Source organism: Kitasatospora sp. GAS204B (genome assembly GCF_029892155.1).
Taxonomy (GTDB): domain Bacteria; phylum Actinomycetota; class Actinomycetes; order Streptomycetales; family Streptomycetaceae; genus Kitasatospora.
The window spans coordinates 391,931-417,103 of the sequence record NZ_JARZAG010000001.1; the positions used below are offsets into that span (position 1 = coordinate 391,931).

Genomic DNA, 25,173 nt, shown 5'->3' on the forward strand with positions numbered 1-25,173 from the left:
CATGAAGGCCCTCGCTGAGGTTCGCTACCGGTTGGAGCACGGTAAGAATCCTGAACTCATCAGCGCACCCGAAGAAGCCGACCTGCTGATCGACGCGCTCCTGACCGGTCCATCACGCGAGAACCTGGCTCAGATCCACTCCCTCGACCGAGACCTCTTGCCGTCCGGATACCCCGACCACGAGCTGCTGGTAGGGGTCGACAAGGAGCAGCAGGTCGGGATCCTCGCCTTCATGGACGAGTATGGAAATTTTGTCACTCTCGGCTCCCCGGAAAAGGACGGCGAGCTCGCATACTTCATCCAGGGGCACATGACGGAGTTTCCAGCGCACTCTGAGATTCCGATCGCCCTGGTACGTCAGGCACTAAGGGAATTCATCGCCTCGGCGGGGAAGCGTCCAGAATGCGTCGAATGGCAGGAATACTAGCAGGTCTACAATAGGCGGAAGTCAACGGTGCAGCCCGCGGTCGAAGCGGTCGATAGGGGGCTGCAGTTGACTGCTCCCCGGGGTGACCTGGCCGGCCCGACCCAGAACGCCGGCTTCTCCCACCTCGGTCCTGAACCCGGTGAGGACGAGCAGCTCCGCAGCGTCCTGGTGGCGCAGATCGCAGAATGCGCGCGACACTGCGGCCGAGTCTTCTTCCGCAGCACGAACGAGGGCATGCAGATTGTGGCCAAGGCAGACAAGGGTAACGAGCCGAAGGTGATCGAGCGGCTCAAGAAGCTTTACGGGAGCTGAGCATGTACGAGATCGCCGAAGGCGGCCTAAGACTGCGAGTGGAGTTGGGTGAGGACTCGCCCGAGACGGTGGAGAACGCCGACGGCTGGCTCCTGCTCCCAGACGGGTCCAGGTGGTCCGCGACCTTCCTGACCTACGCCGAGCTGGGCAGACTCATGGACAGGTGGGCGGCCAGCGGAGAATGCCTCGGCGGTCGATACTTCACCTGCCCGGATCTGGTGCTGATCCGCGATCCCGGCACTCAGAAGATGTTCGCCGCTGCCAAGGACCTGGTGGCCAGCGGGGAGTATGAAGTCACCCTTGGCCGACTTGATCCGGAGTAAGGTACTCAAGCCGTCCGGAGGCCACCGACATGCCGAACGGACTGCTGTGAACGGCTGACGCAGGCCCCGCTGGATCTTGTCAACTACTTTGGGCTCGACATTGACGATCACAGCGGCCATTGCTTCGAACGGAACTGGAACGTTGTGGGCATTGGCAGGATGCCTTCGCAGCGGCGGGAGTCCACCTCTGATGTCTGACCTCGATCAGCTCGTTCCGCTCGATCTGCGTGAACTCGTGGACCGCCTGGCGGCCCGTGATCCGGCGGTGTCCGAGTTGGGCACGGGCCAGTGGCGCGCCGTCGTCGAGCTGTTGACGATACGTCTGACCGATGGCTGCGCGAACCTGCGGCCGGACTTCTGGGCATCTTGCTCGGCGGCGTTCGGGTATGCGCTGGACGCCGCGGTCGCGGCAGGTGAGATGGAGCACGGTGAGACGGTGGTCCGCCGCCTGAACCTCACCGCTGCCCTGCTGCGCCGTGTACCGGAAGATCCCGACGTCGACCTCCTGGATGCCCATCGGGTGGTCGAGGTCTTCCTGCGCGAGACCCCGGTGTCGATCGCGGAGGCGCAGGAGGCCGTGGTCGACTGGCACACGCGTGACATCGCGGCCCTTCGCCGCCTGCGTGCGGCGAAGAACCTTCTGGTGCCAACGCTCGCGATCCTCCACGCGGTCGGCGGATGCGAAGGTGACGAGCGTTTGACGGCTTGGGCGGCGGTGCTGCCGACGCTCCCGTGACAGATGAGGGGGCGGTGCCCGGCCATGCTGGCGGGGTACTGCCCCCTCAGTCGGGACCCACGTGGAACGGAAGTAGTGTTGGCCTGTCTGCGGGGAATACGGACTCGGGGGAGTGCGCATGAGCGAGGTCGGGCCCGGTTGCACGCTGACCAGTGACGGTGACGAGAGCGACGTCTGGGGCCGCGTTACCGCGACCACCGGGCTCTTCGCACCGCTGAAGGACGGCTCCCGACGGGTGAGGCTGCTCGGCGTCGCGCCGCAGGGCGGTCTGCGCGCTGCTGTCGAGCGGATCGGGACCAGGGGCGCGGTGGCGGGTAACGCGAACCTCGTGCTGCTGGACGTGGCCGGGGCGGAGATGGGCGAGTACTTCGTCAACGACGTGACGGTGCAGGCGGTGGGGTCCGCCGCGGACGGGGACGGGCTCGTCGACCTGACGGTGCGTCTGTGGTGCGCCAACGCGCTGCCGCATGCCGGGTGGCCGTGGGAACTGCGCCGCACCGGGTCGCTGGACCGGCCGGGCCTGTGGCGCTCGCTGGGCCCGTCCGGCCGGCGCGGCTGGCTCTCCGTGGCGCTCTTCCACCAGGCCTACCGCGCGGTGCCCGAGCAACCGCCTGGGGCCGTCTACCAGTTGGACGGTCGGCACATGGTGGACGAGGACAGCTTCTACTGCGCTCTGGGCGAGGCGGTGAACGGGCCCGGCGGGTACTTCGGTTGGAACCTCAGCGCGTTGGACGACTGCGCCGGCGGCCGGTGGGGCGCGACACCGCCGTTCACCGTGGAGTGGCGGCACAGCGAGGCCGCGAGGTCACGGCTGGCCGCGCCGTTCCTCGCGGAGGTGCTGGAGATCTTCGAGGAGCACGGCGTGAGCGTTCTGCTGCGCTGACCTAGGCCGCACCGCAGTACGCTCACGCAGCGCTGACCGCCGCCGCCCCCACGCCTTCCGCCTCCGCCGCCGCGTACCGCCGCAGCAGCACGCGTGCCACCTCCGGGGCCGCGCCCAGCACCGCGCCGAGCACGTCGGCGCCACCCTCCGCCGCGCCTGCCGCGATGCGGTCCGGGAGCAGCCCCGGGGCGAGCAGGTACGGCGCGACCGCCGTGCGCCGCACGCCGGTTGTCGCGCGCAGCTGGGCCAGCGCGTCCGCCACCCGGGGCCCGCCCGCGGAGGCGTAGGCGACGGTGACCGCGGCCCAGCCGCGGCGGTGCTGCCAGGTGGCGGCGAGCGTGCGGGTGACCGCGTCGGCGGTGGGGTCGGAGGAGCCGGCGGCGGCCAGGACGATGCCGGTGCGGGCGCGGGTGGCGGGGGAGGCGGTGTCGAGGCCTGCTTCGGCCAGCCGGCGTTCCAGGGCGGTGAGGAGGAGCGGGTCGGGGCCGAGCACGTCGGCGACGGGGAGGTCGGCGCCGGTGGCGCGCAGCGCGGCGGGGATGTCGTGCTTGGCGTGGAAGGCGCGGTTGAGCAGGAGGGGGACGGCGACCGCTGAGGAGAGGCGCTCCACGACCTGGGGGATGCGGGGGGCGCAGTGGTCCAGGAAGGCGGTGGCGACGTCGAGTTCGGGGCGCTGGGCGCGCACCTCCCGCACCAGCGCGTCGACCGTGGCGGCGTGCCGGGGGTCGCGGCTGCCGTGGGCGATCAGCAGCAGGGTGGGGGAGGGGGCGGCCATCGGGTCAGCGTCCCGTCTGCAGCAGGCCGCGGCTGCGCAGCACGCGGCGCTCGATCGGGGTGAAGATCAGCAGGTCGATGGCGACACCGACGGTCAGGATCAGGATGATCCCGAGCAGCACGCCGGACATGTCGGAGGCGTCCCGCTGGTTCTCCAGGTAGCGGCCCAGGCCCAGGCCCAGGTCGGGGGAGCTGGCGATCAGTTCGGCGGCCATCAGCGAGCGCCAGGAGAACGCCCAGCCCTGCTTCAGGCCGGCCAGGTAGCCGGGCAGCGCGGCCGGCAGCAGGATGTGCCGGGCGCCGCCGAGGCCGCGCGCGCCGAGCGTGCGGCCGGCCCGCAGGAAGAGCGGCGGGACCTGGTCGATGCCGGAGACCAGGCCGTTGGCGATCGAGGGGACGGCGCCGAGCAGGATCACGGCGTACATGGCCTGGTCGTCGATGCCCAGCCAGATCACGGCGGCCGGCACCCAGGCCACCGAGGGCAGCGACTGCAGGCCGGACAGGACCGGGCCGAGCGCCGCGCGGACGAACTTCACCCGGGCCACCAGCAGGCCGATCGGCGTGCCGATCACCACCGCGGCGGCGAAGCCGGTGATGCCGCGCCAGACGCTGGTCCAGATGATCGAGAAGAGGGTGCCCTGGTACCAGAGGTCGGTGAGGCTGTGCCAGACGTCCAGCGGGCTGGGCAGCTTGTACTCGGGGGTGACGTGCAGGCTGAAGAGCAGCTGCCAGACGCCGAGCACCAGCAGCACGCCGAGCACCGGCGGCAGCACCTTCTCGCGCAACAGCTGGGCGGGCGAGGTGCGGTGCGGCTGGACGGCGTCCAGTGCGTCCAGGCCCGCCTCGACACCGGCCAGGTCCTGGTGCGGAGCCGCCTCGGGTGTGGCCGGCGCCTCGGGTGCGGCGGGGGCGGTCTCAGTGCTGGCCATGGCGGCGGATCTCCCCACGCAGGTGCTCGGTGATCTCGACGGACAGGTCCGCGACGCAGGCGGACTCGATGCGGCGCGGCTGCGGCAGGTCGATCTGCCACTCGCGGGCCACCCGGCCGGGGCGCGAGGAGAGCAGCACCACCCGCTGGGCGAGCCGCACCGCCTCGCGCACGTTGTGGGTGACGAACAGGACGGTGAGCCGCCGCTCCTGCCAGATCCGGGTGATCTCCTCGTGCAGCACGTCGCGGGTGATCGCGTCCAGCGCGGCGAACGGCTCGTCCATCAGCAGCACGCTGCTGCCCTGGGCCAGCGCGCGGGCCATCGCGACGCGCTGGCGCATGCCGCCGGAGAGCTCGTGCACCCGCTTGCCGTAGGAGCCGCCGAGCCGGACCAGCTCCAGCAGGCGCTCGGCCTCGGGCTTGCGTTCGGCGCGCGGCACGCCGTTGAGGCGCAGCGCGAGTTCGATGTTCTTGCCGGCGGTCAGCCAGGGGAAGAGCGCGTGCTCCTGGAACATCAGGGCCGGGCGGCCGCCGGGCACCTCGATGCTGCCGGCGGTCGGCTGGTCCAGGCCGGCGACCAGGTTGAGCAGGGTGGACTTGCCGCAGCCGGAGGCGCCGAGCAGGCAGAGGAACTCGCCCGGGGCGACGTCGAGGGTGATGTCGTCCAGCACCGGCACGGCGGTGCCGGGGCGGCCGAAGGACTTGTGCACGCCGGCGATCCGGACGGCGGGCGAAGCGTCGGCCCGGTCCGCGACGGCTGGAGCGTCGTTCGGGGTGGTCAGTGCCGTGCTCATCGCGGGCACCTCCTGGCGTGAGTGGGACGAGCGGAGAAAGCTTGGGGGCCGAGGTCCACCCCCGCCCGGTCCGGTGATTGGGCATCGACGAGGACGGGGCGGGGGCGAACTTCGGAGTCAGTGGCGGTGGTTGAAGCTGACGCAGGGTCAGGAACCGCTGCCCAGGCCCGCGTCGGTGACGGCGGGCTGGCCGGCCGCCTTGAGCACCTGGTTCAGCGGGTCGAGGTCGTAGATTCCCTTGAGGTCCGGCTTCTTCAGCAGGCCCGCGGTGACCGCGTGGTCGGCCTCGGACTGCAGGGTGCTCGCCAGCGGGTCGTTGGTGAAGTCGATGCTCTTCCAGGCCGAGTCGAGGATGCTCGCGGGCAGCGCGCTGCCGCCGGCCGCCTTGATCGCGGCGTTGGCGTCCTGCTCGGCCTGGGCCGGGTTGGCCTTGATGAAGGCGTTGGTGTTCACCGAGCCGCGCAGCACGGCCTGCACCACGTCCGGGTGCGCCTTGAGGAAGGACTGCGAGACGATGATGTTGGTGCTCACGAACTGCCCGTTCGGCCAGATCGACTTCTCGTCCAGCAGCACCTTCGCGCCCTTGGCGACCAGCTGGGAGGCGGTCGGCTCGGGCACCCAGGCGCCGTCGATCGAGCCGGCGGCGTAGGCGTCCGGCGTGACCTTGTTGTCGGTGCGCACCACGCTGACGTCGCCGGCGCCGGTCTGCGGGTCCTCCTTGTAGCCCTTGCCCGCCAGGTAGTTGAGCAGCGCGACGTCCTGGGTGTTGCCGAGCTGCGGGCTGGCGATCTTCTTGCCCTTGAGGTCGTCCAGGGTCGGGATCTTGCTCGGGTTGACCACCAGCTCGACGCCGCCGGAGGCCGAGCCGCCGATGATCTTCAGCGACTGGCCCTTGGCCTGGGCGTAGCCGTTGATCGCGGGGGAGGGGCCGATCCAACCGATGTCGATCGAACCGGAGTTCAGCGCCTCGATCTCGGCCGGGCCCGCGTTGAAGACCTGGGTCTTGAGCTGGGTGGCGCCCAACTCCTTCTGGAACAGTCCGTCCTGAAGGCCGACCAGCGCGGTGCCGTGGGTCAGGTTGGCGAAGTAGCCGATCTTCACGGTGTCGGCCGACAGCTTCGGGGCGCCCGGGGTGGCCGCCACCGGAGCCGCGTCGGTCTTGGCGGCCTTCGAGCCGTAGCCGCCGCAGGCGCTGAGCAGGGCGACGGCGGTCAGACCGGCGGCGGCGGTGAAGGCGAGGCGTCTGGCGCGCGTGGCGTTCGGGCGGGGACGGCTATGGGTGCTTGCCTGGGTGGGAGCCATCGGAGGAGTCCTCTGCTGGAACGGTCAAGGAGGGGTGGCGCGTTGGGCCCGGCGTGCCTCGTGTCACTGGAAGGCGGTGCGCCGGTGACGGAGCGTCAGACGCTCCGCCCGTACCCACATCGGCCGATGCCGCCCTGGCCGCTGCCGCGCAGGCCGCTGCCGATCCGGCCGCCTTCCTTGTCCATGCCGGAGAACGCCTCGCCGGTCATCAGGCCCAGTCCTCCGCTTCGCCTTGAGCCGCCGGTGCCGCCGGGGCGCCGCCGAAGGACTCGCCGGCCATACCGGCGGTGAGGGTGGTGCCGTCGGCCGGGTCGATCAGCAGGAAGGACCCGGTGTGGCGGTTGTCGCGGTAGTCGTCGAGGGCGAGCGGTTCGGCGGTGCGCAGCAGCACGTGGCCGATCTCGTTGACGTTCAACTCGGTGGCGTCGGCGCGCTGCTGGAGCGTGTCGATGTCGATCCGGTAGGTGATGTCCTTGACCAGCGCGCGCACGGTGCGGGTGGTGTGCTTGAGCAGGACCTTGTCGCCGACGCGCAGCGGGCGCTCGTGCAGGTGGCACACGGTGGCCTCGACGTCCTTGGTGGGCGCGGGAGTCGGGCCGGTGGCGATCAGGTCGCCGCGCGAGATGTCGATGTCCTCGGTGAGGCGGACGGTGATCGACTGGGGTGCCCAGGCGATGTCGGTCTCGGTGCCGAGCGCGTCGATGCCCGCGATGGTGGTGGTGCGCCCGGCGGGCAGCACGGTGACCGTGTCGCCGGTGCGCAGCACGCCGGAGGCCAACTGGCCCGCGTAGCCGCGGTAGTCGGGGTGCTCGGCGGACTGGGGGCGGATCACGTACTGGACGGGGAAGCGGGCGGGCTCCTCGCTGGGGTCGGTGGTGACCTGCACGGTCTCCAGGTGCTCCAGCAGGGTCGGGCCGCCGTACCAGTCCATGTTCGCGGAGGGCTCGACGACGTTGTCGCCGGCCAGTGCGGAGATCGGCACCGCGACGATGTCGGCCACGCCGAGCGAGGCCGCGTAGGCGGTGAACTCGGCGGCGATCCGTGCGAAGACGGGCTCGGCGTAGTCGACCAGGTCCATCTTGTTGACGGCCAGGACGACGTGCGGCACGCGCAGCAGGGCGGCGACCGCGGCGTGCCGGCGGGTCTGCTCGACCACGCCGTTGCGGGCGTCGACCAGCACGACGGCGAGTTCGGCGGTGGAGGCGCCGGTGACCATGTTGCGGGTGTACTGCACGTGGCCGGGGGTGTCGGCGAGGATGAACCGGCGCCGGGCGGTGGCGAAGTAGCGGTAGGCGACGTCGATGGTGATGCCCTGCTCGCGCTCGGCGCGCAGGCCGTCGGTGAGCAGCGCCAGGTCGGGGGTGTCCTGGCCGCGCTTGCGGGAGGCGTGCTCGACGGCCTCCAACTGGTCGGTGAGGACCGACTTGGAGTCGTGCAGCAGGCGCCCGACCAGGGTCGACTTGCCGTCGTCGACGGAGCCGGCGGTGGCGAAGCGCAGCAGCGAGGTGGCGGCGGTCACTTCGGTAGTGGTGGTCATGTTAGAAGTACCCCTCGCGCTTGCGGTCTTCCATGGCGGCCTCGGACATCTTGTCGTCCGCCCGGGTCGCCCCCCGCTCGGTCAGGCGGCTGGCGGCGATCTCGGTGATCACCTGCTCGATGGTGGCGGCGTCGGAGTCGACGGCGCCGGTGCAGGACATGTCGCCGACCGTGCGGTAGCGGATCAGGCGGCGCTGGACGGTCTCGCCCTCCTTGGGGCCGCCCCACTCGCCGGCGGTCAGCCACATGCCGTCACGGGCGAAGACGTCGCGCTCGTGGGCGTAGTAGATCTCCGGGAGCTCGATGGACTCGCGCTCGATGTACTGCCAGACGTCCAGCTCGGTCCAGTTGGAGAGCGGGAAGACCCGCACGTGCTCGCCCACCGCGTGCCGGCCGTTGTAGAGCGACCACAGCTCGGGGCGCTGGCGCCGCGGGTCCCAGGCGCCGAACTCGTCGCGCAGCGAGAAGACCCGCTCCTTGGCGCGGGCCTTCTCCTCGTCGCGGCGCCCGCCGCCGAAGACCGCGTCGAACTTGCCGCTCTCGATGGCGTCGAGGAGGGGGACGGTCTGCAGCGGGTTGCGGGTGCCGTCGGGGCGCTCGCGCAGCCGGCCGTCGTCGATGAAGTCCTGCACGTTCGCCACGTGCAGGCGCAAGGAGTGCTCGGCCACCACGCGGTCGCGGTAGGCGATCACCTCGGGGAAGTTGTGGCCGGTGTCCACGTGCAGCAGCGAGAACGGGATCGGCGCCGGCGCGAAGGCCTTGAGCGCCAGGTGCAGCATGACGATCGAGTCCTTGCCGCCGGAGAAGAGGATCACCGGCCGCTCGAACTCACCCGCCACCTCACGGAAGATGTGCACCGACTCGGCTTCGAGCGCGTCCAGGTGGGAGAGCGCGTACGGGCTGTCGCTGTGCTCGATCAGGCTCGCGGTGGCGGTCGTCATGCCAGGCCCCTCTCGGTCAGGAAAGTGTGCAGCTCGGCGGCGGACTCGGCAACCGTCCGACCCTCGGTCTGAAGACGCAACTCCGGTGCGGTCGGCGCCTCGTACGGGTCGTCGACACCGGTCAGACCGGAGATCTCACCGGCGGCCTGCTTGGCGTAGAGCCCCTTGACGTCCCGCTCGGAGCAGAGCTCGACGGGGGTGGCGACGTGGATCTCCAGGAACTCGGTGCCCCGGGCGGCGTGCCGCTCGCGCACCGCGGCGCGCGAGTCGGCGTAGGGGGCGATCACCGGGGCGAGCACCTTGACGCCGTTGGCGGCCAGCTTCTCGGCGACGAAGCCGATCCTGGTGACGTTGGTGTGGCGGTCCTCGCGGGAGAAGCCGAGGCCCTTGGAGAGGAACTCGCGGATCTCGTCGCCGTCCAGCACCTCGACCTTGTGGCCCTCGGCGCGCAGCCGCTCGGCCAGCGCGAAGGCCAGCGTGGTCTTGCCGGCGCTGGGCAGCCCGGTCAGCCACACCGTGGCGCCGCGCTCGCAGGGGGCGGCCGCGGGGGCCGCCTCCGCGGCTTCCCCGGCGGCGGCCAAGGTGTCGACTGTGGTCATGTGTTTCGCTCCAAAATTAAGTAACGAGGGGTCAAAAAAAGGAGTCGGCCCGGTCAGCGGTGTCAGAGGTGGATGCCGCATTCGGTCTTGCCCGAGCCCGCCCAGCGCCCGGCCCGGGCGTCCTCGCCCTCGCCCGGCTTGCGGGTGCAGGAGAGCGGTGAGCAGCCGACCGAGGTGTAGCCCTCCCAGAGCAGCGGGTTGAGCAGCACCCCGTTGGCCTGGACGTAGGCGTCCACGTCGTCCTGGGTCCAGCGGGCGATCGGCGCGATCTTCACCTTGCGGCGCTTGGCGTCCCAGGCCACCACCGGGGTGTTCGCCCGGCTCGGCGACTCGTCGCGGCGCAGTCCGGTGGCCCACGCGTCGTAGCCCATCAGCCCGCGCTGCAGCGGCTCGACCTTGCGCAGCGAGCAGCACAGGTCCGGGTCGCGGTCGTGCAGGTTCGGCCCGTACTCGGCGTCCTGCTCGGCCACCGTCTGACGCGGGGTCAGCGTGATCACGTTGATCGGCAGGGTCGCGGCGACCGCGTCCCGGGTGCCGATGGTCTCCGGGAAGTGGTAGCCGGTGTCCAGGAAGATCACGTCGATCCCGGGCAACGCGGTGGACGCCAGGTGGGCGACCACCGCGTCCTCCATCGAGGAGGTGACGCAGAGCTTCCTGCCGAAGGCGTCGGCGGCCCAGCGCAGGATCTCCTGCGCCGAGGCCTCCTCCAGGTCGCGAGCGGCCGCGGTGGCCAGCGCCTCCAGGTCAGTGGCGGTGCTCATCTGCCGTTCCCCCGTTCGTAGCTGACAGCAGGCCAAGGAACTTCACCTGGAAGGCCCGGCGGCAGGAAGCGCACTCCCAGGCGCCGTGGCCGCCCTCCTCGGACGGACGCAGGTCCTCGTCACCGCAGTACGGGCAGTAGAAGGGCGCGGCGCGCTCACTCACGACAGCTGCTCCTCGCTGGCCCGGGCCGTCCACTGGGCGAACCGCTCGCCCTCCTGGCGGTCGGCCTGGAACCGGGTCAGCACCCGCTCGACGTAGTCCGGCAGGCCGTCCTTGGTGACCTTCAGACCGCGCACCTTGCGGCCGAACCCGGCCTCCAGGCCGAGCGCGCCGCCCAGGTGGACCTGGTAGCCCTCCACCTGGTTGCCGTGCTCGTCGCTGACCAGCTGGCCCTTGAGACCGATGTCCGCCACCTGGATCCGGGCGCAGGCGTTGGGGCAGCCGTTGATGTTGATGGTCAGCGGCTCGGCGAAGTCGGGCAGCCGCTGCTCCAACTCGTCGATCAGGGTGCGCCCGCGCTCCTTGGTCTCGACGATGGCGAGCTTGCAGTACTCGATGCCGGTGCAGGCCATGGTGCCGCGCCGGAACGGCGACGGGGTGACCCGCAGGTCCAGCGCCTCCAGGCCGGCCACCAGCGAGGCGACCTGCTCCTCGGGCACGTCGAGGACCAGCATCTTCTGCTCGGCGGTGGTGCGCAGCCGGTCCGAGCCGTGCTCGGCGGCCAGTTCGGCGACCTTGCCGAGCAGCGCGCCGTCCACCCGGCCGACCCGCGGCGCGAAGCCGACGTAGAAGTTGCCGTCCTGCTGCCGGTGCACGCCCACGTGGTCGCGCCAGACGCCGGTCGGCTGCTCGGGCGCCGGGCCGTCGACCAGCTGGTACTTGAGGTACTCGTCCTCCAGCACCTGGCGGAACTTGGCCACGCCCCAGTCGGCGACCAGGAACTTCAACCGGGCGCGGTTGCGCAGCCGGCGGTAGCCGTAGTCGCGGAAGATGCCGATCACGCCGCCGTAGACGTCGGCGACCTCGTGCAGCGGCACCCAGGCGCCCAGCCGCACGCCCAGCTTGGGGTTGGTGGACAGGCCGCCGCCGACCCACAGGTCGAAGCCGGGGCCGTGCTCGGGGTGGTTCACGCCGACGAAGGCGATGTCGTTGATCTCGTGCGCCACGTCCAGCAGCGGCGAGCCGGAGACGGCCGACTTGAACTTGCGCGGCAGGTTGGAGAAGTCGGGGTTGCCGATGAAGCGGCGCTGGATCTCCTCGATGGCGGGGGTGCCGTCGATGATCTCGTCCTCGGCGATGCCGGCCACCGGCGAGCCGAGGATGACGCGCGGGGTGTCGCCGCAGGCCTCGGTGGTGGACAGGCCCACCGCCTCCAGCTTCTGCCAGATCGCGGGCATGTCCTCGATCCGGATCCAGTGGTACTGGATGTTCTGGCGGTCGGTCAGGTCGGCGGTGCCGCGCGCGTACTGCTGGGAGACCTCGGAGATCGCCTTCAGCTGGGCCACCGTCAGCCGGCCGCCGTCGATCCGCACCCGCAGCATGAAGAACTCGGCGTCCAGCTCGTGCGGCTCCAGGATCGCGGTCTTGCCGCCGTCGATCCCCTCCTTGCGCTGGGTGTACAGACCCCACCAGCGCATCCGGCCGCGCAGGTCGGCCGGGTCGATCGAGTCGAAGCCCCGGTGCGCGTAGATCGTCTCAATGCGTGTCCGCACGTTGAGACCGTCGTCGTCCTTCTTGAACTGCTCGTTGGCGTTGAGCGGGGTGAAGTGCCCCATGCCCCACTGGCCCTCGCCGCGGTGGCGGGTCGCCTTGCGGGCGGCGGCGGCACGGGGCGCCGCGGCGCTCGCGGGCTGCGGCTCGACCGGGTCGGGAGTGGTGGCCATAAGACGTCCTTCGGGCAGGTGGCTCTGATGCGGGAAAGCTGCGCTGCTCCCGGGCCGTGACCTGTCCGCCTGCCTGCCCATTCCGACCTGCGGATCTTCGGTGGAGGGGGAGACGGTGACCGTGGCCCTGGGGTGCTCGCGCGTCCGCTGCTGCGGAGATGGGCGGCGGGGTGGCGCCGGGTGCGGTGCTGGCGCCTTGGGTGTGGGGCTCAGATCACCGGACAGATGGCGCTGGACACGCGAAGGAGATCGACGTGGAGTCGACCAACCAGGGTGGTTCCGGCGCTAGACATGGCAAGAGATTCGCACGCCGAGCGAGGCGCGGTCCACTATCGTCCAGAATGCGGACTTCTTTGTTTCGTATCGCGAGATGAGCGCGACAGTGCGCAGTCCGGGGCGGCACGCGGCGAGCTGATCGCAGAGCAGGTCACAGAGCCGGTCGCAGAGGTGATCGCGGAGGTGATCGCGGAGGTGATCGCGGAGCCGATCGCGCAGGCGCGTCGGGCCCGCCCGATACCGTATGCCTGTGCAGGTACCAGGTGAAAGCAGCAGAGCGGTGGCGGAGCGACCTTCCCGGCGGCGGGGCAAGGGTGCTCGGCGGGCGGCCCGGCGCTCCAACTGGCGCGGCACCGCCTTCGCGCTGATCAAGGACACCACCAACACCTGCGTCGAGTACCGGGTCACCGGGCTGGCCGCCGAGGCCGCCTTCTTCACCCTGCTCTCGATCCCGCCGCTGCTGCTCTGCCTGGCCGGCACCCTCGGCTACCTGGACGACCTGCTCGGCGCCGGCAGCATCCAGAAGCTCCAGCAGGACATCCTGTCGGCGGCCGGCACGGTGCTCTCGCCCTCCTCGATCGACGACACCGTGAAGCCGCTGCTGGCCAGCGTCTTCAACATGCCGCGCCCCGACCTGATCTCGATCGGCTTCGTGCTCTCGCTCTGGTCCGGCTCCCGGGCGCTGTACATCTTCATCGACACCATCACCGTGATGTACGGGCTCGACGGCAAGCGCGGGATCGTGAAGACCCGCTCGCTGTCGCTGGCCCTGTACCTGGGCGCGCTGGTGATCGGCTCGCTGGTGCTGCCGCTGCTGATCGCCGGCCCCGGCCTGGTGGTCTCGGCGGTGCCCAGCATCGGCGGCGTGGTCAACGCGCTCTACTGGCCGGTCGCGATCCTGCTGCTGATCGTCTTCCTGACCACGCTCTACCACCTGTCCGTCCCGGCCAGCACGCCGTGGCGCGAGGACATCCCCGGCGCGCTGGTCGCGCTCGGCATGCTGGTGGTCTGCAGCGTGCTGCTGCGGCTCTACCTGGTCCACTCGGTCGAGGGCAAGACCGTCTACGGCTCGCTGGCCGCACCGGTCGCCGTGCTGCTGTGGATCTTCGTGGTGGCGCTCGCGGTGCTGATCGGCGCCGCGATGAACGCCGCGATAGACCGCCGGTGGCCCAGCGTGGAGACCGCCGACGCGCGCGCCGAGAACGAGCGGGCCAGCGAGCAGGTGGCCGCCGCCCTGGTCCGCGAGGTCACCGCCCGGCGGGCCGCCGAACGGGCACTGCGAGCGCGCGAACTGGGGCTGGCCGAAGGCATCGAGGACGAGGACACGGACGCGGACGAGGGGGACGAGGCGCCCGCCGAGTACCCCGAGCGGTGGGCCGACTTCCTGGCGCCCGGCGACGTGCGCGGGCGCCTGGGCGGGACGCGCAAGCGCTGGCGGCGCACACCGCCGCCGACCCCGGACAGCGACCGCCCCGCGCCCCGGCCGCCGCACCGCCCGGTCGAGGCGCAGGACCCCGCCGGACACCCGGCCGAGCACCCCGCCCAGCCGTGGGCGTCGGACGGACGGTTCCCCGGCGAGCTGGGGCCGGTGGACTCGGCGCTGCCGACCCACCCGCCGCGGCCGCCGTGGGACGGCGGCTGAGGTCGGGGACGGGACCTGGGACCGCCCGCCTCAGCCGAGCGAACCGACCAGCTCGGCGATCGCCTCCAGCGGTCGGTGCGCGGCGAGTTCGGCGGCCAGCTCCCGGGTGTTGGCACGGTAGTCCGGGTGGCCCAGCACCCGCTCGACGGCCTCCCGCAGTTCCACCTGCGTCGGCCGGCCGGTCCGCAGGTCGACCCCGACCCCGCGCCAGGCCACCCGGGCCGCCACCTCCGGCTTGTCCTCGCTGTCGCCGGCGACCACCAGCGGCACCCCGAACGCCAGCGCGGTGTGCACCCCGCCGTAACCGCCGTTGCTGACCAGTACGTCGGCGTGCGGCAGCAGGCGGTCGAACGGGACGTACCCGGTGGCCCGGACATTGCTCGGCAGGCCGCCGAGCTCCGCGGCGAGCAGCTCGGGGCCGTCGGGGCGGCTGGTGGCGGCGACCACGAACAGGTCGGGGCGGTCGGCCAGGGCCCGCACCGCGGGGGCCACCAGGGCGGTCAGATCGTCGTTGGCCAGCGTCCCTTGGGTGACCACCACCACGGACCGGGCGTCCGCCAGTTCCTCCCACCAGTCGGGGAGTTCCGCCTCCTCACCGCGCTGCGGCGACAGCGCGCCGATGAACCGGAGCGAGGCCGGCGCGTCACTGCGCGGGTACTCGAAGCCGGGCACGGTCAGTTGCAGGTAGTGGTCGGGCACGGTGACCGCGGCGTCCAGCCGGGGACCCGGCGGCAGCGCGGCCCCGACGGTGGCGAAGACCTCGGCCGCGTACCGGCGCAGCGGTTCGCCGCGCTGCGCCGCCTGGGCGTTCAGTTCCCGGTTGCGGGCCAGCCCCTGCGGCCCGGCCAGGGGTGCCAGCGCGAGCCCGAACGGCGCGGTGTCCGCGCTCTGCAGCATCGGCGGTGCGACCCCGATGCCGATCACGGCCGGCCGCTCGTCGCGCGGGTGGGCCAGCGCGAGGGCCAGCGCTCCGTGGAAGAAGGAGTCGTGGAGCACCGCCGTGGCCGGGAAGGTCTCGAGCAGCGCGCGCAGCGCCCGGTACTGCGCGGGCACCGGATCGATGAAGATGTGCTGGGCGTCGAAGGCCAGCCGCTGGGGCCCCGGCGGCAGTTCGGCCCGCCCTGGGAAGTAGTCGTCGATCCGCCGGTCGTCGAAGTCCGCCTCGGGTGGCAGTGCGACGAACCGTGCCCCGGTGGCCTCGGCGGACTTCGCGAACCGTGCCCCACCGAGGAAGACGACCTCGTGCCCGCGCCGTACCAGGTCGGCGGTGATGGCGAGCAGCGGAACGGTGTGCCCGTGCGCGGGCATGGCGGCTGTGATGATCCGGGACATGCGGGACCCCCCCAAGGTGCGTATCGACCCGCTCCGGGCTGCGGGCGGGCCGGCACGAAGCTAGGAGGCCACGCTAAACGATCTATAAACACCGGACCTGCGGCGATTGCGGTTAATTCGGCTGCGGGGCGGGGCGGACTGCCCTAGGCTGCCCGCGCAGGTGACCGGCTCGACGAAGCGAAGCAGGAGGTGGGCCCGATGACCGACATTGCCGCCACGGCTGCCCTGGGCAGCACTCGGACCCTCCGCTCCCGCCCGGTGACCGGCTGACGATCGTTCAGCCCCCGGGATCGGGATCGCCCCGCATTCCTCCCGAAGGGCTTCACCGCGTTGTTCGACGCAACTTCCGCTGTTCCCAATGCTGTTCCCCCTGCCGCTCCCGCTGCTCCCGCCGGCCTGTCCCGCTACGGCTGGACCGCTGAGCTCGACCGGCTCTTCGCCCCGCTCGCCGAAGCGGGACTCACCCCCGGCCGGCTCGCCCGGGTCGACCGCGGCCGGGCCGACGTGCTGGTGGCCGACCCCGACACCGGCGAGGTCCGCACGATTCGCGCCGACACCCGCCCGATCGCCGGCGCCGAGACCGTCGAGAACCCGTGCACCGGGGACTGGGTGGCGCTCGACCTGGCCGCCCAACCGCTGCCGGCCGTCGGTGCGTTGCTGCCGCGCACCACCGCGATCGTCCGCAAGAGCGCCGGCAAGGCCTCCGAGGGCCAGGTGCTGGCTGCCAACGTGGACACCGTGCTGATCGCCGTCTCGCTCGCGGTCGACCCCGACCTGGGTCGGGTCGAGCGCTTCGTCGCGCTCGCCTGGGAGAGCGGTGCCCAGCCGCTGGTCGCCCTCACCAAGGCCGACCTGGCGTCGGACGCCGAGTTCATCCGGGAGGACGTCGAGCGGGCCGCGCCCGGCGTCACCGTCCTGGTGGTCAGTGCCGGGACCGGGGCCGGGCTGGACGAGCTGCGCGCCGCTCTGGGGACCACCACGACGGCGCTGATCGGTCAGTCCGGCGCCGGAAAGTCCACACTCACCAACGCGCTGACGGGTGCTGAGGTGATGACCGTTCAGCGCACCCGCGACGCCGACCAGAAGGGCCGGCACACCACCACCACGCGCGAGCTGTTCGCGTTGCCCGGCGGCGGCGTGCTGATCGACACGCCGGGGCTGCGCGGCGTCGGCCTCTACGGTGGCGAGGGCCTGGCCCACGCGTTCGCGGAGATCGAGGAACTCGGCGAGCGCTGCCGCTTCCAGGACTGCTCCCACACCACCGAGCCCGGCTGCGCCGTCCGGGCCGCCCTCGCCGACGGCACCCTCCCGCAGCGGCGGATGGAGAGCTACCTCAAGCTCCAGCGCGAGAACGCGTGGATCGCCTCGCGGACGGACGCCCGCCTGGCGGCGCAGCGCGCGCGCCTCTGGAAGCTCCGCAGCAAGGGATCCCGGGACCGCGTGCGACCGTGAGCGGGCGCTCCGGGCCGGGGTCGTGCGCCGGGGCCGTGCGCTGGCGCGGACCCGGCCCGGAGCTGTCAGCGGGGTGCCCTAGGTTTCTCGGATGACCAACGACGAGGAAGCCGTCTGGCGCAGGTTCGCCGATCTCCTGCCGCCCGCCGAGGCCGAGGAGGTCTACGACTGCTGGGTCATCGCCGAGTACGAGGCCGGACTCAGGACGCTGATCAGCGTCCTGACCGAGCGGCGGATCGCGATCGGTGCGGTGACCCGGGTCGAGATCGCGGTGGAGGCGGAGAGCTTGGGCGAGTGGCCCGAGCCGCTCGGGCCACTGCTGCGCGAGGTGCTCGAGGCCGGCGCAGAGACCGGCGTTCAGGGCGGCGTGCAGCTGATCGAGCGCGTCGACCGCGAGCCGATCGCCAGGGCGGAGTACCTGCTGGTCCCGTGGATCGGCTGCACCGGGTGCGGCCAGGTGCTCGCCCGCGCCCACGTCCTGGAGGAGTGGGGCAAGCTCTCGCACAACGCCGAGCAGTACCAGATCCTGGCGCCCGGGCTGGGCGCCACCGTGCGCACGTTCGAGTGCGACCAGGCATGGGAGGCGTACACCGCCCTCGCAGAGTCCTGCCCCGGTCCGGCCGCTCCCGGTCCGGCCGCGCCGGGGGCAGCCGCGCCTCACACGGCCATGTCCGATTTCCGCTAGGTCTGGGCCCGGGCGGGGCGCAGACTGGACAGCGTGATCGATGACGAGACGCGCTACCGAGCCGTGGACAGCCGCGACGCCCGGTTCGACGGGGTGTTCTTCACGGCGGTGACCAGCACCGGGATCTACTGCCGGCCGAGCTGCCCGGCGGTCACGCCCAAGCGGGCCAACTGCACCTTCTACCCCACGGCCGCCGCCGCCCAGGGCGCCGGCTTCCGGGCCTGCCGGCGCTGCCGGCCGGACTCGGTGCCGGGCTCGCCGGAGTGGAACCACCGCGCCGACCTGGTCGGCCGCGCGATGCGGCTGATCGGGGACGGCGTGGTGGACCGCGAGGGCGTCGCCGGGCTGGCCACCCGGCTCGGCTACAGCGCACGGCAGTTGCAGCGGCAGCTGACCGCCGAACTCGGTGCCGGACCGATCGCGCTGGCCCGCGCCCAGCGCGCGCAGGCCGCCCGGGTGCTCCTGCAGACCACCGAACTGCCGGTCACGGAGGTGGCTTTCGCGGCCGGCTTAGCGTCCGTGCGGCAGTTCAACGACACCGTGCGCGAGGTGTACGACCGCACCCCGAGCGGCCTGCGGGCGGAGGTGCGCGGGCGGGCCGGGCGGCCGGGCGGTGCCGGCCCCGGCAGCCTGAGCCTGCGGCTGGCCTACCGCGGCGCGATCGACACCGAGCACCTGATGGACTTCCTCGCGCTGCGCGCCGTCCCCGGCGTCGAGGAGGTCGTGCCGGGACGGCGCGGTGTGCGCAGCTACCGCCGGACGCTCGCGCTGCCGCACGGGCGGGCCATCGCCGAGGTGGACACCCTCGCACCCGGCGAGCGAGCCGACCGCGGCTGGCTGGACTGCCGGCTCCAGCTGACCGACCTGCGCGACCTGACCACCGCCGTGCACCGGCTGCGCGCGCTCTTCGACCTGGACGCCGACCCACAGGCGGTGGCCGAGCAGCTCGGCCGGCACGCCGCGCTCGGCCCGCTCGTCGCCCGCCGCCCCGGACTGCGCTCGCCCGGGCACGTCGACCCGCACGAGCTGGCGGTGCGGGCCGTGCTCGGCCAGCAGATCACCGTGGCCGCCGCCCGCACCCTGGCCGGCCGCCTCGCCGCCCGGTACGGCACGGTGCTCGGCGAGCCGAGCGGTGGGCTCACCGTGCTCTTCCCGACCGCCGAGGCACTGGCCACCGCCGACCCGGCCGACCTCGCGATGCCGGTCTCCCGGCAGAACGCGCTGCGCGGCCTGTGCGCCGCGCTCGCGGACGGCAGCGTCCGGCTGGACCCCGGCGTCGACCGCGAACAGGCCGCGGCACAGCTCCTCGCGCTGCGCGGCATCGGCCCCTGGACCGTCGGCTACCTGCGGATGCGGGCGCTCGGCGACCCGGACGTCTTCCTGCCCGGCGATGTCGGCGTGCGCCACGGCCTGCAGCGCCTGGGCCTGTCCGGCGACCCGAAGGCCGCGGCGCTGGTGGCGGCGGAGTGGGCACCGTGGCGCTCCTACGCGGTGCACCAACTGTGGGCGCTGACGGGGGAGTAGCAGGCTTACGCGGCTCAGGCCGCGCCGGTCTCAGTCCTCGTCCGGTGCCGTCGCGGTCGCGCCGGCCAGGGCCTGGGCCAGCCGGTCCAGGCCCGGCAGCGCCGCCATCACCGCGTCGTGGTCGGCCGGGGAGAGGGTGGCCAACGCACCGGCGATCCGGCGCTCGTGGGCGCGCTGCCAGTCCTCCAACTGCTGGTGGCCGGCCTCGGTCAGCGCGATCCGGGCGGTGCGGCGGTCGCCGGGGTCGGCCTGGCGGTCCACGAACCCCGCGTCCAGCAACTTGCCGACCAGCCCGCTGACGGTGTTCGGCGCCAACCGCTGCCGAGCCGCCAACTCGCCGACCCGCAGCGGCGCGGCCGCCAGCGTCTGGAGCAGCTCGACCTGCGCCATCGGCAGCGACTCCCACGGGTAGTCGGTCCGGATGCTGCTGCGCAACGCCCGCCGCAGCCGGGTCACCACGTCGGTCAACCGCTGGGCGCGCTCGATGGCCGGCGCCTCGTCGGGCCCGGCGGCGTTGGGCAGGTCGCTGGAGGGCGCAGGGCTGGACGGGGCGGGCATGGGGGACAGCGTATCCGGTCGGTCCTGGGTGGTTGCCGAGGCGGACACGGCAGCGCGCCCGCCGATCCGGGGTCTGCCGGGCCGGCGGGCGCGCTGCCGTGTGTCGAGGTGTGCTGCGGTGTCCTTGTGGTGTTCTGCCGGTGGGCGGTCAGCTTCCCGGCGTCGGCAGCGGCTTCGCACCGCGCTCGGCGAGCATGCTGGTCATCAGCTGGATCTCCGAGGTCTGGGCGGTCACCATCGACTGCGCCAGTGCCTTCTCCACCGCGTTCTTCGCCAGGTCCACGTAGCCCTGCGCCATCGCGGCGCCGCCGGTGTGGTGCTGGACCATCAGCTGCAGGTAGAAGATCTCCGCCGGCGTGCCGCTGAGCTGCTGCAGCTGGGCGAGTTGGGCGTTGGTCGCCATGCCGGGCATCAGCGAGCCGTCGTGCGCCTGGTAGGGCGCCATCTTCATCCAGGCCATCGGCGCGGCCGCGGAACTCTGGCTGAGCCCCCACTGGTTGAGCCAGCCCATCAGCATGCCGCGCTGGTTGGCCTGGGTGTTGATGATGTCGAAGGCCAGCCCGCGCACCTCGGCGTTGGACGTCCGGTCCCGGATGATGAACGACATGTCGATCGCCTGCTGATGGTGCGTCGCCATGTCCCGCGCGAACCCCGCCTCCGGCGAGTCGGAGGCCGGTGCGGCCACCGCCGAACCCGACGCCGAGGACCCGCCCGCCACCAGGGCCGGCACGCCCAGGCAGAGCGCCACCACGGCTGCCAGCGCGGCCGGCCACCAGAGGGTGCGGCGGCGCTTGCCGGTGGGGGATGTGCCGAGTGCGGCCAGCTCGTCCGTCTCGCCGGTGCCCTCGTCCTCTTCGGGTGTCCGCGAGTCCGTCATCACATCTGCCCGTCGCTGCAGGACGCGCCCGGCTCCTGGGTCTGCGGGCCCTGGACGTACTTGGTGAAGAACTCGTTGACCCGCGGGTCCGAGGCGCTGTCCACCACCAGCTGGGTGCCCCAGGCGCTGAGCGTGATGGTGCCCGACTCGGTCGGGTACGGGCTCATCATCGAGTAGGGGGTCACCTTGACCTTGTCCGACAGCGTCTTGACGTCGGCGGCGCTGGCCTTGGTGTTGTAGGTCACCCAGACCGCGCCGTGCTCCAGCGAGTGGACGGCGTGCTCGTTCTGCAGCGGCGTGGTGTAGACGTTGCCCATGCAGGTCTGCCAGACCGGGTTGTGGTCACCGCCGACCGGCGGCGTCATCGGGTAGTTGACCGGGGTCTGCACGTGGTTGCGGGTCAGGTTGCTCCAGGTCTTCACCCCGGGGATCGGCGCCTTCGCCGCGGCCACCTGCTTGTTGTGCTTGTCGTTGGCGTTCTTCACGATCAAGGTCGCGGTCACACCGGTACCGACGATCAGCACGGCCGCCACCGAGATGGCGATCAGCTTCATGCGCTTCTCGCGCCGTTGCTCCTCGGCCCGCAACTTGGCGATCCGCTCGCGGCGGTCGGCCGCGTTCTGCTTGCCGCTCACCTTGTTGGTCTGCTTGCCGGTCTGCTTGGAGGCGGAACCCACGGAAATCTTCCTTGTCCCCGCCGGTGCGCTGGGCACGGCGGAATGAGGTGTAGCAGGGGAGGGAGACCGCCGACCGGACGTCCGGCGCACGCCGCGAGGTTCGCGGCGGGTGCCCGGTGCCGGCTCGGCGTGGTTCCGCTCAGGTCCGATTGACCTGGAGCAGGTGGAGATCGGGAGCGGGCGCCGTCGGCAGGCCCGCGCTCGTGAAGCCGCTCGCCGCCGTCGGGCGGAATGTGGTCGGCAACGGCAGGCCGGCCGGGCCGGGTTGCGGCGGCGCATTGGGCAGTTGCGCTTCCTGGCCGCTGAACGGATGGCTGGAACAGCCGTCACCGGGCCTGGGGCCCGGGCCGTCGACGGTGCACAGGGTCAGCGGGGCGGGGAACTGCGCGGTGGTGGCCTGCGGGGAGGTGGCGCGCGTGTGCGCGGCGTGCGCGGTGTGGACGGCGCGGGCGGTGCGGGTGCCAGGAGTGGCGTCGGTCGGGGCCGGCGTGCCGGGGGCTGCGTCGAGTGCCGGGCCGACCGTCGGTCTGCTCGCCGGTCTGTTCGCGGGCCCGCTCGCCGGGCCGTTCGCCGATGGGGTCGCGGCCCGGGCCGAGCCCGCGCAGGGCAGCGTGACCAGCAGGGCGACCAGGAGACCGATCAGCGGGAGGACCAACGCCACGCCGCCCGGGTGGCCCGCGAATGCGGCGCTCCCCGGCTTCGGTCGGACAGGTCCTGGCGCGGTCATGCGCACATATTAATCAGCCGGACGGCTTAAGCGGTCCCCCCGATCGGTCGCTACTTTCGGATTAATTCAGCGGCTCCTCGCCTGATCGGCGCCTTCGAGGCGAATCACCGGACAGCGACCGGCACCGTGGGCAGAATGACGAGGTGGCCCGCGCCCGCAGGTGACGGTACGCATGCCAGCCGAGACGAGGAGCCGACAGATGACCGACCAGGGCGCCCCCGCGCAGCGCCGCCCGGACGACGGGACGCCCAAGGACGGTGCACCGGACGACGGTTGGTGGGCCCACGTGTACGAGGGACCGGCCGGTCGGCTGCCCGACACGCCGCGCGCCGAGGGCGGCGAGGGGAGCGTGGACGAGTGGTTCGACTCGATCGCCTCGGCGGTCGGGCTGATCGGCCGTCAGCGGCAGGCGGTCGGCGAGCCGGCGGGTGCGGTCGAGTCGGCGCCTGAGCCGGTGCCTGAGCCGGTGCCGGTGCCGGCGCCCGAGCCTGAGCCGGTCGCCGAGCCGGCACCGTCGAAGCTCGACCTCACCAAGCCAGCCCGTCCCGAGCCGACACCTGCCCCAGCCGCTGCTCCGGCCCTCGTTCCCCCTCCCGCCACGCCCGTCCCCACCCCGCACGTCGGCTCCCGCCCGCCCACCTACGGACCCGAGCCCACCCTGCTCCCCGCCGCCGACCTCGAGCGGGTCGCCGCGGTCGTCCCCGACACCGCCCTCGACGGCGCCCAGTACCCGGGGCTCACCCTGCGCGCCGCCTCCGTGCGCGGCGACTCCGCCCGCTACCGCGGCGACCCGCGCACCGACGCGCTGCTGGTCACCCGCTTCGGCGAGGCCCCGGACGGCCTGCTGCTCGCCGTCCTCGGCAGCCGCGCCCGCCGCCCGGTCGACCCGCGCACCGACTCCGACGCCGCCGTTGCGCAGCCCGTACCGCCGCCGTCCGAAACCGTCCGCCAGGCGGCCGCGCACCTCGCCGAGGCGATCGGTCGCAGCCGCGCCGAGCTCGCCGCCGACCTGCGCGAGGGGGCCCGGGACCGGCTCCGCTACGGACTCCAGCGCCTGACCGCCGGTGCCGCCGCCGGCCTGCGCACGCTCGCCCCGGACGCCGGGTCGCTGCACTGCCTGCTGGTCTCGCTCGACCCCGAGGCCGGTCACCGCGCGGCCTTCGGTGTCGGCCCCGGCGGCCTCTACCTGCTCCGGGCGGGGCACTGGATCGACGCGTACGCCGCCCGGCTGCTGCACCACCCCGACGGCCCGGTCACCCTCCCCGAGCCGCGCCCGTTCCGGTTCCGGCTGATCCCGGCCACCCCCGGCGACATCCTGCTGCTCTGCTCCCCGGGCCTGGCCGAGCCGATCGCCGAGGAGCCCGCGATCGGGCACTTCCTGGCCAGCCACTGGTCCCACCCGCACCCGCCCGGCACGGTCGACTTCCTGCGCCAGGTCCAGGTCCGAGCCAAGGGCTACGCCGAGGACCGGACGGCGGCCGCGCTCTGGACCGAGTGACGGATCGCGTACCGGGCCCAGTGGTGCGGCGTCACGCAGCCGCGTCGGTACCCAGCACAGCGGCCGCCACCGCCCGGACCTGGGCCACCGACCGGTCCCGTGCCACCCCCGGCAACCCGATCGCCAGCGGCACCGAGTACCCGTCCAGCACCGCCCGCAGCTGCGCCGCCCGCTCGTCGGCCGGCCCGGCCCGGAACTCGCCACGGGCCACCCCGTCCTCGATCAGCGCCGTCAGGTCCGCCTGCCAGGGCGCCTCGATCTCCAACTGCCCCTGCCGGATCTCCGCACTGGACGGCGAGCGCCCCCACACCTCGACCCACAGGATCCAGCGCGGATCCCCCGGCCCGTCCGCCAGGTACAGCTCCGCGTACGCCTCGAACCGCTCCCAGGCACTGAGCCCCGCCTGCCGCAGCGTCGCGCGCCGCCGCTCGCCCAGCTGCTCCTCGCTCCACCGCAGCGTCTCCAGCAGCAGCTGGTCCTTGCTCCCGAAGTAGTAGAGGAGATGCCCCGCGCTCATCCCCAACTGCTTCCCGAGCCCCGCCATGGTCAGCTTCGCCAGCCCGTGCTCCGCGATCGCCCCCATCGCCACCGCCAGCACCTCCTCACGAGGCCGCGCCGGCCGCCGGGGACGAGGCTCTGCCATGCTGCGGGCTCCTTGCGGGGTGGGGGTGGAAAGCGTCCCCCAGCCTAAGGGGCGAGGTCAGCCGGGCCGCGGGCTCGGCTCGCCGGAATCCCTCTCACCCGATCGGAGGATGTCCGGCCGGACGCCGACGAACGATCACCGCCGCCCGCTACTTTGGCAGCACTTCGCACAGCAAGGAGGGCCGGCCGTGCAGTTCGTCACCCGCGCCGAATGGGGCGCCCAACCTCCCAAGCAGGACTGGACCTACGTGGCGAGCACCCAGGGGGTGAAGGTCCACTACGAGGGCGAGCCGGTCCCCGCCGACCTGCCCGACCATCACGAGTGGTGCGCGGGGCGGGTGCGGGACATCCAGGCGGCGCACATGTCCAATGCCACCCAGGGCTGGATCGACATCGCCTACACGGCCTTGGCCTGTCCGCACGGCTACGTCTTCGAAGGCCGCGGCCTGCACCACGAGAACGGCGCCAACGGCAACCAGCCCCTCAACCTCGCCCACTACGCGGTCTGCGCCCTGCTCGGCGACTCCGGCCTCACCCAGCCGACCGACGCGATGCTCGGCGGCCTGCTCGACGCCATCGAGTGGCTGCGGCAGGACGGCGGCGCCGGTCCCGAGATCAAGGGGCACCGGGACGGCTATCCCACCGACTGCCCGGGCGACCCGCTCTACGCCTGGGTGCAGGCGGGCGCGCCCCGGCCCGGTGGCGCCGCCGGCGCGCCGGCCTGGCCGGGCGAGTACTTGAGCGTCCAGGATCCGGTGCTGCAGGACGAGAACGTGCGCGTCTGGCAGCAGCGGATGAGCGATCGGGGCTGGTCGATCGGCGTGGACGGCGTTTACGGCGAGCAGAGCGCCGCCGTCTGCCGCCAGTTCCAGCAGGAGAAGGGCCTCACCGCGGACGGCGTGGTCGGCCCCGCCACCTGGGCGGCCGCCTGGTCCTGACGTCCCCGTGTCCTGACGTCCCCGTGAGAGCGGCTGTCCGGGTGAAGGACAAGGGCTGGCGCTCTTCCTTTCCGCGTACTCGCCGAGTTACCACTGAGAGGAAGGCGCGGCCGGTTGTTCGGGCGCGCCACGGGAGGGAGCCAGA

28 protein-coding genes are annotated in these 25,173 nt (G+C 72.5%); 11 read left to right on the forward strand and 17 right to left on the reverse strand.

What is annotated here, in order from left to right; translation table 11 throughout:
- Position 1: 1 nt before the first annotated feature.
- The 5 genes from P3T41_RS01820 to P3T41_RS01840 all read left to right on the forward strand — a co-directional run bounded on the left by P3T41_RS01820 (position 2) and on the right by P3T41_RS01840 (position 2,681).
- The gene (locus P3T41_RS01820; protein WP_280687131.1) at positions 2 to 427 is read left to right on the forward strand and encodes an Imm1 family immunity protein; all 426 of its coding nucleotides are present in this window, start codon (positions 2 to 4) and stop codon (positions 425 to 427) included.
- A gap of 27 nt (positions 428 to 454) precedes the next feature.
- Complete coding sequence (locus tag P3T41_RS01825; protein ID WP_280687132.1) at positions 455 to 739, forward strand: hypothetical protein; 285 nt, start codon at positions 455 to 457, stop codon at positions 737 to 739.
- Positions 740 to 741: 2 nt separating this feature from the next.
- A complete protein-coding gene (locus P3T41_RS01830) occupies positions 742 to 1,062 on the forward strand; it encodes a hypothetical protein (protein WP_280687133.1) in 321 nt (106 codons plus the stop codon).
- A gap of 190 nt (positions 1,063 to 1,252) precedes the next feature.
- Complete coding sequence (locus P3T41_RS01835) at positions 1,253 to 1,798, forward strand: hypothetical protein (protein ID WP_280687134.1); 546 nt, start codon at positions 1,253 to 1,255, stop codon at positions 1,796 to 1,798.
- 118 nt (positions 1,799 to 1,916) lie between these two features.
- The gene (locus P3T41_RS01840; RefSeq protein WP_280687135.1) at positions 1,917 to 2,681 is read left to right on the forward strand and encodes a barstar family protein; all 765 of its coding nucleotides are present in this window, start codon (positions 1,917 to 1,919) and stop codon (positions 2,679 to 2,681) included.
- 22 nt (positions 2,682 to 2,703) lie between these two features.
- Here P3T41_RS01840 and P3T41_RS01845 read toward each other — a convergent pair whose 3' ends face one another.
- From P3T41_RS01845 to P3T41_RS36890, 11 genes are all read right to left on the reverse strand, one after another.
- The gene (locus P3T41_RS01845; protein ID WP_280687136.1) at positions 2,704 to 3,456 is read right to left on the reverse strand and encodes a sirohydrochlorin chelatase; all 753 of its coding nucleotides are present in this window, start codon (positions 3,454 to 3,456) and stop codon (positions 2,704 to 2,706) included.
- 4 nt (positions 3,457 to 3,460) lie between these two features.
- Positions 3,461 to 4,384, reverse strand: coding sequence for an ABC transporter permease (locus P3T41_RS01850; protein WP_280687137.1), 924 nt, complete (start codon positions 4,382 to 4,384; stop codon positions 3,461 to 3,463).
- Positions 4,371 to 5,177 (reverse strand): ABC transporter ATP-binding protein, encoded by an 807-nt coding sequence (locus P3T41_RS01855; RefSeq protein ID WP_280687138.1) that lies wholly within the window; start codon positions 5,175 to 5,177, stop codon positions 4,371 to 4,373. The genes P3T41_RS01850 and P3T41_RS01855 overlap by 14 nt, the downstream gene beginning before the upstream one ends.
- A gap of 147 nt (positions 5,178 to 5,324) precedes the next feature.
- Positions 5,325 to 6,479: an aliphatic sulfonate ABC transporter substrate-binding protein gene (locus P3T41_RS01860; RefSeq protein ID WP_280687139.1), complete on the reverse strand. Its 1,155-nt coding sequence runs from the start codon at positions 6,477 to 6,479 to the stop codon at positions 5,325 to 5,327.
- A 208-nt stretch (positions 6,480 to 6,687) separates the two neighbouring features.
- Positions 6,688 to 8,016: a GTP-binding protein gene (locus tag P3T41_RS01865; RefSeq protein WP_280687140.1), complete on the reverse strand. Its 1,329-nt coding sequence runs from the start codon at positions 8,014 to 8,016 to the stop codon at positions 6,688 to 6,690.
- Between the two features lies 1 nt (position 8,017).
- Positions 8,018 to 8,956 carry a sulfate adenylyltransferase subunit CysD gene (cysD, locus tag P3T41_RS01870; RefSeq protein WP_280687141.1) on the reverse strand — a complete coding sequence of 313 codons (939 nt, stop codon included), beginning with the start codon at positions 8,954 to 8,956 and terminating at the stop codon, positions 8,018 to 8,020.
- Entirely contained in the window at positions 8,953 to 9,555 is a 603-nt protein-coding gene (gene cysC, locus P3T41_RS01875) for an adenylyl-sulfate kinase (RefSeq protein ID WP_280687142.1), read from the reverse strand. The genes cysD and cysC overlap by 4 nt, the downstream gene beginning before the upstream one ends.
- A 62-nt stretch (positions 9,556 to 9,617) precedes the next feature.
- Complete coding sequence (locus P3T41_RS01880) at positions 9,618 to 10,316, reverse strand: phosphoadenylyl-sulfate reductase (protein WP_280687143.1); 699 nt, start codon at positions 10,314 to 10,316, stop codon at positions 9,618 to 9,620.
- Positions 10,300 to 10,479: a hypothetical protein gene (locus P3T41_RS01885; protein WP_280687144.1), complete on the reverse strand. Its 180-nt coding sequence runs from the start codon at positions 10,477 to 10,479 to the stop codon at positions 10,300 to 10,302. The genes P3T41_RS01880 and P3T41_RS01885 overlap by 17 nt, the downstream gene beginning before the upstream one ends.
- Positions 10,476 to 12,200: a nitrite/sulfite reductase gene (locus P3T41_RS01890; protein ID WP_280687145.1), complete on the reverse strand. Its 1,725-nt coding sequence runs from the start codon at positions 12,198 to 12,200 to the stop codon at positions 10,476 to 10,478. The genes P3T41_RS01885 and P3T41_RS01890 overlap by 4 nt, the downstream gene beginning before the upstream one ends.
- A gap of 209 nt (positions 12,201 to 12,409) precedes the next feature.
- The gene (locus P3T41_RS36890; RefSeq protein ID WP_317621159.1) at positions 12,410 to 12,493 is read right to left on the reverse strand and encodes a putative leader peptide; all 84 of its coding nucleotides are present in this window, start codon (positions 12,491 to 12,493) and stop codon (positions 12,410 to 12,412) included.
- Between the two features lie 263 nt (positions 12,494 to 12,756).
- Between P3T41_RS36890 and P3T41_RS01895 the strand changes: the two genes are divergently transcribed.
- Positions 12,757 to 14,118, forward strand: coding sequence for a YihY/virulence factor BrkB family protein (locus P3T41_RS01895; protein ID WP_280687146.1), 1,362 nt, complete (start codon positions 12,757 to 12,759; stop codon positions 14,116 to 14,118).
- Between the two features lie 30 nt (positions 14,119 to 14,148).
- Here the strand turns inward: P3T41_RS01895 and P3T41_RS01900 are convergent, their stop codons facing one another.
- The gene (locus P3T41_RS01900; protein ID WP_280687147.1) at positions 14,149 to 15,450 is read right to left on the reverse strand and encodes a nucleotide disphospho-sugar-binding domain-containing protein; all 1,302 of its coding nucleotides are present in this window, start codon (positions 15,448 to 15,450) and stop codon (positions 14,149 to 14,151) included.
- Between the two features lie 330 nt (positions 15,451 to 15,780).
- Between P3T41_RS01900 and rsgA the strand changes: the two genes are divergently transcribed.
- From rsgA to P3T41_RS01915, 3 genes are all read left to right on the forward strand, one after another.
- Positions 15,781 to 16,902, forward strand: a complete 1,122-nt coding sequence (rsgA, locus tag P3T41_RS01905; protein WP_280687148.1) for a ribosome small subunit-dependent GTPase A — start codon at positions 15,781 to 15,783, stop codon at positions 16,900 to 16,902.
- Positions 16,903 to 16,993: 91 nt separating this feature from the next.
- Positions 16,994 to 17,587, forward strand: a complete 594-nt coding sequence (locus tag P3T41_RS01910; protein WP_280687149.1) for a hypothetical protein — start codon at positions 16,994 to 16,996, stop codon at positions 17,585 to 17,587.
- A 33-nt stretch (positions 17,588 to 17,620) separates the two neighbouring features.
- A complete protein-coding gene (locus tag P3T41_RS01915; protein WP_280687150.1) occupies positions 17,621 to 19,111 on the forward strand; it encodes an AlkA N-terminal domain-containing protein in 1,491 nt (496 codons plus the stop codon).
- A gap of 30 nt (positions 19,112 to 19,141) precedes the next feature.
- Here P3T41_RS01915 and P3T41_RS01920 read toward each other — a convergent pair whose 3' ends face one another.
- The 4 genes from P3T41_RS01920 to P3T41_RS01935 all read right to left on the reverse strand — a co-directional run bounded on the left by P3T41_RS01920 (position 19,142) and on the right by P3T41_RS01935 (position 21,884).
- Positions 19,142 to 19,669, reverse strand: coding sequence for a MarR family transcriptional regulator (locus P3T41_RS01920; protein ID WP_280687151.1), 528 nt, complete (start codon positions 19,667 to 19,669; stop codon positions 19,142 to 19,144).
- 148 nt (positions 19,670 to 19,817) lie between these two features.
- A complete protein-coding gene (locus tag P3T41_RS01925; RefSeq protein ID WP_280687152.1) occupies positions 19,818 to 20,546 on the reverse strand; it encodes a DUF305 domain-containing protein in 729 nt (242 codons plus the stop codon).
- A complete protein-coding gene (locus P3T41_RS01930; RefSeq protein ID WP_280687153.1) occupies positions 20,546 to 21,223 on the reverse strand; it encodes a DUF3105 domain-containing protein in 678 nt (225 codons plus the stop codon). The genes P3T41_RS01925 and P3T41_RS01930 overlap by 1 nt, the downstream gene beginning before the upstream one ends.
- A 139-nt stretch (positions 21,224 to 21,362) precedes the next feature.
- Positions 21,363 to 21,884, reverse strand: a complete 522-nt coding sequence (locus tag P3T41_RS01935) for a hypothetical protein (protein ID WP_280687154.1) — start codon at positions 21,882 to 21,884, stop codon at positions 21,363 to 21,365.
- A gap of 265 nt (positions 21,885 to 22,149) precedes the next feature.
- Between P3T41_RS01935 and P3T41_RS01940 the strand changes: the two genes are divergently transcribed.
- On the forward strand, positions 22,150 to 23,448 hold the full coding sequence (locus P3T41_RS01940) for a protein phosphatase 2C domain-containing protein (RefSeq protein ID WP_280687155.1): 1,299 nt from the start codon (positions 22,150 to 22,152) through the stop codon (positions 23,446 to 23,448).
- Between the two features lie 31 nt (positions 23,449 to 23,479).
- On the opposite strand, the gene P3T41_RS01945 is transcribed toward P3T41_RS01940, so the two are convergent.
- The gene (locus P3T41_RS01945) at positions 23,480 to 24,091 is read right to left on the reverse strand and encodes a TetR/AcrR family transcriptional regulator (protein ID WP_280687156.1); all 612 of its coding nucleotides are present in this window, start codon (positions 24,089 to 24,091) and stop codon (positions 23,480 to 23,482) included.
- Positions 24,092 to 24,278: 187 nt separating this feature from the next.
- On the opposite strand from P3T41_RS01945, the gene P3T41_RS01950 reads away from it, so the two are divergent.
- Complete coding sequence (locus tag P3T41_RS01950; protein WP_280687157.1) at positions 24,279 to 25,028, forward strand: N-acetylmuramoyl-L-alanine amidase; 750 nt, start codon at positions 24,279 to 24,281, stop codon at positions 25,026 to 25,028.
- Positions 25,029 to 25,173 lie beyond the last annotated feature (145 nt).

What these genes read in the sequence shown, in the direction of transcription:
- cysD (WP_280687141.1), bottom strand. Translation starts at nt 8,956, where the DNA reads ATGACGACCGCCACCGCGAGCCTGATCGAGCACAGCGACAGCCCGTAC.
- P3T41_RS01925 (WP_280687152.1), bottom strand. Translation starts at nt 20,546, where the DNA reads ATGACGGACTCGCGGACACCCGAAGAGGACGAGGGCACCGGCGAGACG.
- cysC (WP_280687142.1), bottom strand. Translation starts at nt 9,555, where the DNA reads ATGACCACAGTCGACACCTTGGCCGCCGCCGGGGAAGCCGCGGAGGCG.
- P3T41_RS01900 (WP_280687147.1), bottom strand. Translation starts at nt 15,450, where the DNA reads ATGTCCCGGATCATCACAGCCGCCATGCCCGCGCACGGGCACACCGTT.
- P3T41_RS01830 (WP_280687133.1), top strand. Translation starts at nt 742, where the DNA reads ATGTACGAGATCGCCGAAGGCGGCCTAAGACTGCGAGTGGAGTTGGGT.
- P3T41_RS01820 (WP_280687131.1), top strand. Translation starts at nt 2, where the DNA reads ATGAAGGCCCTCGCTGAGGTTCGCTACCGGTTGGAGCACGGTAAGAAT.
- P3T41_RS01835 (WP_280687134.1), top strand. Translation starts at nt 1,253, where the DNA reads ATGTCTGACCTCGATCAGCTCGTTCCGCTCGATCTGCGTGAACTCGTG.
- P3T41_RS01920 (WP_280687151.1), bottom strand. Translation starts at nt 19,669, where the DNA reads ATGCCCGCCCCGTCCAGCCCTGCGCCCTCCAGCGACCTGCCCAACGCC.
- P3T41_RS01840 (WP_280687135.1), top strand. Translation starts at nt 1,917, where the DNA reads ATGAGCGAGGTCGGGCCCGGTTGCACGCTGACCAGTGACGGTGACGAG.
- P3T41_RS01880 (WP_280687143.1), bottom strand. Translation starts at nt 10,316, where the DNA reads ATGAGCACCGCCACTGACCTGGAGGCGCTGGCCACCGCGGCCGCTCGC.
- P3T41_RS01855 (WP_280687138.1), bottom strand. Translation starts at nt 5,177, where the DNA reads ATGAGCACGGCACTGACCACCCCGAACGACGCTCCAGCCGTCGCGGAC.
- P3T41_RS01910 (WP_280687149.1), top strand. Translation starts at nt 16,994, where the DNA reads ATGACCAACGACGAGGAAGCCGTCTGGCGCAGGTTCGCCGATCTCCTG.
- P3T41_RS01940 (WP_280687155.1), top strand. Translation starts at nt 22,150, where the DNA reads ATGACCGACCAGGGCGCCCCCGCGCAGCGCCGCCCGGACGACGGGACG.
- P3T41_RS01945 (WP_280687156.1), bottom strand. Translation starts at nt 24,091, where the DNA reads ATGGCAGAGCCTCGTCCCCGGCGGCCGGCGCGGCCTCGTGAGGAGGTG.
- P3T41_RS01850 (WP_280687137.1), bottom strand. Translation starts at nt 4,384, where the DNA reads ATGGCCAGCACTGAGACCGCCCCCGCCGCACCCGAGGCGCCGGCCACA.
- P3T41_RS36890 (WP_317621159.1), bottom strand. Translation starts at nt 12,493, where the DNA reads ATGTCTAGCGCCGGAACCACCCTGGTTGGTCGACTCCACGTCGATCTC.
- P3T41_RS01845 (WP_280687136.1), bottom strand. Translation starts at nt 3,456, where the DNA reads ATGGCCGCCCCCTCCCCCACCCTGCTGCTGATCGCCCACGGCAGCCGC.
- P3T41_RS01860 (WP_280687139.1), bottom strand. Translation starts at nt 6,479, where the DNA reads ATGGCTCCCACCCAGGCAAGCACCCATAGCCGTCCCCGCCCGAACGCC.
- P3T41_RS01890 (WP_280687145.1), bottom strand. Translation starts at nt 12,200, where the DNA reads ATGGCCACCACTCCCGACCCGGTCGAGCCGCAGCCCGCGAGCGCCGCG.
- P3T41_RS01865 (WP_280687140.1), bottom strand. Translation starts at nt 8,016, where the DNA reads ATGACCACCACTACCGAAGTGACCGCCGCCACCTCGCTGCTGCGCTTC.